This is a genomic window from Amycolatopsis sp. NPDC104587, from assembly GCF_055583645.1.
This window is the reverse complement of record NZ_JBVJNO010000022.1, coordinates 87,468-93,467: the sequence shown is the minus strand read 5'-3', so window position 1 is coordinate 93,467 and position 6,000 is coordinate 87,468. Positions and strand designations below refer to the sequence as shown.

At 70.3% G+C, this 6,000-nt stretch carries 5 protein-coding genes; 3 read left to right on the top strand and 2 right to left on the bottom strand.

All coding sequences use genetic code 11. The features are described 5' to 3' along the window. The first annotated feature begins 126 nt into the window (after nucleotides 1–126). Nucleotides 127–1,062: a KPN_02809 family neutral zinc metallopeptidase gene (gene ypfJ / locus ACZ61C_RS44700; RefSeq protein ID WP_465314054.1), complete on the top strand. Its 936-nt coding sequence runs from the start codon at nucleotides 127–129 to the stop codon at nucleotides 1,060–1,062. Between the two features lie 94 nt (nucleotides 1,063–1,156). Here ypfJ and ACZ61C_RS44695 read toward each other — a convergent pair whose 3' ends face one another. Continuing rightward, the gene (locus ACZ61C_RS44695) at nucleotides 1,157–2,764 is read right to left on the bottom strand and encodes a M28 family metallopeptidase (protein WP_465314053.1); all 1,608 of its coding nucleotides are present in this window, start codon (nucleotides 2,762–2,764) and stop codon (nucleotides 1,157–1,159) included. 82 nt (nucleotides 2,765–2,846) lie between these two features. Here ACZ61C_RS44695 and ACZ61C_RS44690 point away from each other — a divergent pair, with 82 nt between their 5' ends. Further along, entirely contained in the window at nucleotides 2,847–3,824 is a 978-nt protein-coding gene (locus ACZ61C_RS44690; protein WP_465314052.1) for an NAD(P)H-quinone oxidoreductase, read from the top strand. Here the strand turns inward: ACZ61C_RS44690 and ACZ61C_RS44685 are convergent. Then, a complete protein-coding gene (locus ACZ61C_RS44685) occupies nucleotides 3,821–5,020 on the bottom strand; it encodes a cysteine desulfurase-like protein (RefSeq protein ID WP_465314051.1) in 1,200 nt (399 codons plus the stop codon). The two genes, ACZ61C_RS44690 and ACZ61C_RS44685, sit on opposite strands and share 4 nt — an antisense overlap. A 134-nt stretch (nucleotides 5,021–5,154) precedes the next feature. Here ACZ61C_RS44685 and ACZ61C_RS44680 point away from each other — a divergent pair, with 134 nt between their 5' ends. Further along, nucleotides 5,155–5,727, top strand: a complete 573-nt coding sequence (locus tag ACZ61C_RS44680; protein WP_465314050.1) for a bacterial proteasome activator family protein — start codon at nucleotides 5,155–5,157, stop codon at nucleotides 5,725–5,727. The last annotated feature ends 273 nt before the right edge of the window (nucleotides 5,728–6,000 follow it).

The following is a 6,000-nucleotide window of genomic DNA, read 5'->3' as shown; positions in this document are numbered from 1 at the left end:
CCACCCCCCAAACAAAAACCCCCCCCCCCCCCCCCCCCCCCTTTTCCCCCCCCCCCCCCCCCCCCCCCCCCCCCCCCCCCGCGCCGTTGGTCGGCCCGGTCCCGAACCGCACAGTACGATCTGCGCGTGAGGTTCGACGATGACGCCGGCCTGGACGCTTCCGAAGTCCAGGACCTGCGCGGTAGCGGCGGTGGTGGCGGCGGGATCGGCGGCCGCGTGGCGCTCGGCGGTGGTGGGCTCGGGATCGTGGGCCTCATCATCTACTTCGTATTTTCCCAGCTCGGCGGGGTGAGCCTCGGCGGGGGCAGCGGCAGCGGCCTGAGCGGCGGGCTCGGCAGCGTCGGCTCCGGCCAGCAGGTCGACAACACCAAGCTGTCCAGCGAGTGCAAGACGGGCGCGGACGCGAACAAGAACCACGACTGCGCGATCGTCGCGATCGTCAACTCCGTGCAGGACTACTGGACGCAGCAGTTCGCGCGCTCCGGCTCGACGTACCAGAAGGCGCCGACGAAGTTCTTCAACGGCGGTGTCCGCACCGGGTGCGGCAGCGCCACTTCGGACACCGGGCCCTTCTACTGCCCGGCCGACTCCGACGTCTACATCGACCTGTCGTTCTTCGACGAGCTGAAGACCCGCTTCGGCGCGCAGGGCGGCCTCTTCACCGAGGCGTACGTGCTGGCCCACGAGTACGGCCACCACGTGCAGAACCTGCTCGGCACGTCGAAGAAGGGCACCGGCACCGGCCCGACCTCCGGCTCGGTGCGCCTGGAGCTGCAGGCCGACTGCTACGCCGGCGTCTGGGCCAACCACGCCTCGACGACGCCGACCGAGAGCGGCAAGCCGCTGATCACCGACGTCACCCAGGACGACGTCGCGTCGGCGCTGGACACCGCGTCCCGCATCGGCGACGACTACATCCAGGAGAAGCTCGGCGGCGGCCAGGTCGACCGCTCGAAGTTCACCCACGGCACGTCCGCCCAGCGCAAGAAGTGGTTCACCACCGGCTTCCAGACCGGCGACCCCGCGCGCTGCGACACCTTCGGCACCAGCAACTTGGGCTGACGAGCGCCCCAATGTGGCCTTCGGTGCGTCTGACGCACCCAAGGCGGCCTTCGGTGCGTCAGACGCACCCAAGGCCGCCTTGGGGCGATTGGGGTCAGGCGGTCAGCGCGTGCGGGTCGCCGGCGACGGCGCGAGCGGAGAAGTTCCGCTGCGCACCGCGTTCGGCGGCCTTCTGCTTGGCCGTCTTGGACTTGCCGGGCTTGACGCCGTTGACGCTCTCGGTGCTCGTCGCGTAGACGCCGAGGGCCCAGGCGACACCGTCGGCGTTGCGGTCCAGCGCGACGCGGTCGATGTTGCCGAGGTTGTCACAGGCCTGGTGGTAACACGGGTCGAACGCGATGCCGGCCGTGCCGCCCCACTTCGCCGCCTGCGCCGGGGTCTTCAGGACCTCCGCGCCGGTGTCGAGACCGCCGGCCGGGATGCCCATCGCGATGAACTCGCCGTAGTCCGAACGCCCGGTGAAGTCCGTGCCCTCCAGGGACACGCCCCGCGCGGCCTGCATGAAGTCGACGAAGGTCTTCTCGATCTGCGCCGAGCCGTACGGGCCCGCACCGGCGCCGACCCCGTCGGAGTTGTCACCGTCGTAGGCGAAGTACCCGGCGTTCGGCGAGCCGATCATGTCGAAGTTCAGGTACAGCGCGATGTCGAGCTGCTGCTCGAAGCTGAGCTGGTCGACGTAGTAGGTCGAGCCGATCAGGCCGAACTCCTCGGCGCTCCAGAAGCCGAAGCGCACGGCGTTGTTGACCTTCGGGCTGCTCCCCAGCTGCAGCGCCGTCTCGAGCAGGGTCGCCGAGCCGGAGCCGTTGTCGTTGATGCCCGGGCCGGCCGGGACGCTGTCGAGGTGCGACCCCAGCATCACGACGTTGTCCTTGCGGCCGGTCTTGGTCTCGGCGATGACGTTGTAGCTGGTCCGCGCCTCCTGGAAGGCCCGCAGCTCCAGCGTCACGGACTGGCCGCCCAGCGTCGCGAGCTGCGCGCCCGCGGCCGCGGTCACGCCGCCGGTCGGGATCTTCGCGTCGGCCGGGTCCCCCAGGGTCCCGTTCAGGTCGCCGTCGGTGTTGTTGTAGACGATGGCGCCGATCGCGCCCGCGGCCGCGGCCGTCGCCTGCTTCTGCGCGAACGGGCAGCCGCCGCGCTTGATCAGCGCGATCTTGCCGGCGACGTCGGCGGTGTAGTCGGTGGCCTCGCAGCCGCTGGTGTCGTCGACCGCGACGACCGACAGCGGCGCGGTGATGCCGCCGACCGGGGTCGACGGGGTGTACTCCATCGCGATGATCGGCACGTTGGCGCCGCCCGCGGTGAGCTTCTCGGCCAGGGTCTCCGCGTAGGTGAACGGGAACTCCTGGCGGGTCACCTGGAAGCCGGCCGCCTCGAGCTTGGTGGCGATGTACTCCGCGGACTTCTTGTGGCCGTCGGTGCTGGCCGCTCGCGTGCCGCCGTTGGTGTCGGCGATCCGCTGCAGGGCGATGAGGTGCCGGTTGACGCCGTTGACGTCGACCTTCTTGACGAGCTGGTTGGCGAGGGTGGGGCCGTCGGGGACCGTGTTGACTGCGGTTGGGGGGTGCAGGGGGGCTTGTCCCCCGCCTGGGGTCTGGGGTCCGACCCCAGAAGACACTGCGGCGGCCGGGGTGAGGCCGAGCACCAGCGTCGCTCCGGCGGCCAGCGCCACCGGAGGGAGGAATCTCTTTCTGAAGAGTGACATGGTTGCTCACCTTTGTTCCGAATGAGTAGTACGTCAATGCGTCATTCGGCGGGAACTTCGGTCGCCGGGATACAGTCGACACATGTACGCGATCACCATCCGTGACCCAGGTGACCCGGACGTTCTCGAGTGGACGGAGGTCGCGGACCCGCGTCCCGGCCCCGGTGAAGTCCTGCTGGACGTGGCCGCGAGCGCCGTGAACCGCGCCGACCTCCTGCAACGCAAGGGCCAGTACCCGCCGCCGCCCGGCGCCAGCGAAACGATCGGCCTCGAGTGCTCCGGCACGGTCGCCGAGCTCGGCGACGGCGTCGAAGGCTGGTCCGTCGGCGACGAGGTCTGCGCGCTGCTCGCCGGCGGCGGTTACGCGCAGAAGGTCGTCGTCCCGGCCGGACAGCTGCTGCCGGTGCCGGGTGAGATCGACCTGATCACCGCGGCCGGGCTGCCGGAGGTGGCCTGCACGGTCTGGTCGAACGTCGTGATGCACGCGAACCTCGTCGAGGGCGAGACGTTCCTGATCCACGGCGGCGCCGGCGGCATCGGCACCCACGCGATCCAGGTCGGCAAGGCGCTCGGCGCGACCGTCGCGGTCACCGCGGGCTCGGCGGAGCGGCTCGAAAGCTGCCGCCAGCTCGGCGCCGACCTCACGATCAACTACAAGGAAGAGGACTTCGTCGAGGTGCTCCGCAAGGAGACCGGCGGCGCGGACGTCATCCTCGACAACATGGGCGCGTCCTACCTCGCCCGCAACGTCGACGCGCTGCGGCAGGACGGGCGGCTCGTGATCATCGGCATGCAGGGCGGGGTCAAGGGCGAGCTGAACGTCGGCGCGCTGCTCGGCAAGCGGGCCGAGGTGTTCGCCGCGGGCCTGCGCTTCCGGCCGCTGGAGCAGAAGGCGGCGATCGTCACCGACGTCCGCGAACGCCTGTGGCCGCTGGTGTCCGAAGGTCTGGTCAAGCCGATCATCGGCCAGGTCGTCCCGATGGCCGAGGCCTCGACCGCACACCGCGCCCTCGAAGAGGGCAGTGTGTTCGGGAAGATCCTGCTGACGGCGAAGTCTTAACGGAGCTCTTCGAGGACCCGCACGAGCTGGTTGATCTCGAAGACGTTGGAGTAGTGGGCGAGCCCGATCCGCACGGCGCCGCCCACTTCTCCGACACCGAGTGACGCGAAGACGCCGGCCGCCCCGTCGTCGGCGAAGGCGCACAACCCTTGCGAAGCCAGGTATTCGGCGACTTCCGGCGCTTTTTTGCCCGCGACGGCGAACGCGAGCGCGGGGATCCGGCGCATCGCGTTGCCGATGACCATTATGTGCCGCAACGACAGCAGTTCCGTCGACAGCTGCGCGAGCAGGCCCGCGTGGTACGACTTCGCCGAGCCGAGCGAGGTGACCAGCCGCTCGCGGCGCGACCCGGACGCGGCGTCGTCGAGACCCGCGAGGTAGTCGATCGACGCGATCAGGCCAGCGAGCAGCGGGTAGGCGTGCGGGCCCAGCTCGAGCCGCGCCGCCCCGCGCGCGGCCGGGTCGAGCGAGACGGACGAGATGCGTTCGATCAGCTCGGGGTCGCGGAACACCAGCGCCCCGACCGAAGGCCCGCCCCAGGCCTGCGCGGACACGACCATGACGTCGGCGCCGAGCGCGTTGATGTCCAGCGGCAGGAAGGGCGCGGCGTACGTCGCGTCGACGACCACGAGCGCGCCGACGCGCTTGGCGAACTCGATGATCGTCGAGACGTCCGGCCGGGTGCCGACGGACCCGGACGCGAGCGTGACCGCCACGGCCTTGGTGCGCGCCGAGACGAGCTGCTCGTACTGCCACGCGGGCAGCTCGCAGGTCTCGATGTCGATCTCGCCCCACCGCACGACCGCGCCGACCCGCTTGGCGGCGCGCTGCCACGGTGCGAGGTTGGCTTGTTCGTCGAGCCGGGAGACGACGACTTCGTCGCCGATCGTCCAGCGCTCGGCGAGCGCGTCACAGAGCCGGCGCAGCATCACCGGCGCGCTCGGCCCGAGCACAACGGCGGCCGGGTCGGCCCCGACCAGGTCGGCCACGGCCCGGCGGGCCGCGGTCACGATGCTTTCCGCGCGCTGTGAGGCCGGAAACGCTCCGCCCGGCCCGGACACCGGGGCGCGCATCGCCGTGGAAACGGCCGAAGCGACCTGTTCCGGGACCAGCATTCCGGCGGCGCCGTCGAAGTGAATCCAGCCGTCACCCAGCGCGGGAAAGAGCCCACGGATACGAGCGACGTCGAACGCCATGGGGACACCGTACGGACGTGCGGTTTCGCCGTGCGTCCGGGGTTGGGTGGAGAGCCACCGGGAAAGCCGGGAGCGGCTACGCTCGGAGACGGACAACCCGCGGGCGTCGCGGAGCGTGGTGAACACAGGCCAGGATGGAGCACATGACCGAGCCGAACTTCCGGAAGTCGGGCACAGCGGGTGACGCCGGCCACGAATCTTCACCCCACGTGGTGGTAGTAGGACCGGACGGCACGCCCCTGCCCGCCGAAGAGGCAGAGCACGCCGAGGCGGTCGGCGACCTCATCGAAGAGCCGGCCAAGGTGATGCGGATCGGCACGATGATCAAGCAGCTCCTCGAGGAGGTCCGCGCGGCCCCGCTCGACGACGCGTCCCGCAACCGCGTCCGCGAGATCCACCAGACATCGGTGAAGGAGCTGGCGGCTTCGCTGGCGCCGGAGCTGCAGGACGAGCTGGAGCGGCTGGTCCACCCGTTCACGGACGACTCGACGCCGTCGGATGCGGAGCTGCGGATCGCGCAGGCGCAGCTGGTCGGGTGGCTGGAGGGGTTGTTCAGCGGGATCCAGACGGCGTTGTTCGCCCAGCAGATGGCGGCGCGGGTGCAGCTGGAGCAGATGCGGCGGGGGTTGCCTGCTGGGCCGTCGGCTGGGCCAGGTGGGGTTGAGGGGCATGGGCCTGGGATCTCGGGGACTGGGCAGTACCTCTGACTTTTGGCTGTGGAGGCCTTCTTTCCGGTTTGGGCCGGGGAGGGGGCCTTCGTGGCGTTTGGGGGTTTGGGCTTCGCCTTTCGGCTAGGGGCGGCCTTGGCTTTCGATCTGGGATTCCCGGCGGAGGTTTCCCGCTTCGTCTACTGGCTGGTTTCCCGGAGGCGCGGCCTTCGGCCCCCGGGCTGGGCTTTCGGCTGGCTGCCGCGGGAAGTTGTCCACAGACCAAGGGGGATGTGGACAAGTGCTGTGGACAACTCGCTTTTCAGCGGTTTT

Bases quoted from the DNA above. Each gene is read 5' to 3' on its own strand.
- ACZ61C_RS44695 (WP_465314053.1), bottom strand. From the start codon at position 2,764: ATGTCACTCTTCAGAAAGAGATTCCTCCCTCCGGTGGCGCTGGCCGCC.
- ACZ61C_RS44690 (WP_465314052.1), top strand. From the start codon at position 2,847: ATGTACGCGATCACCATCCGTGACCCAGGTGACCCGGACGTTCTCGAG.
- ACZ61C_RS44685 (WP_465314051.1), bottom strand. From the start codon at position 5,020: ATGGCGTTCGACGTCGCTCGTATCCGTGGGCTCTTTCCCGCGCTGGGT.
- ACZ61C_RS44680 (WP_465314050.1), top strand. From the start codon at position 5,155: ATGGAGCACATGACCGAGCCGAACTTCCGGAAGTCGGGCACAGCGGGT.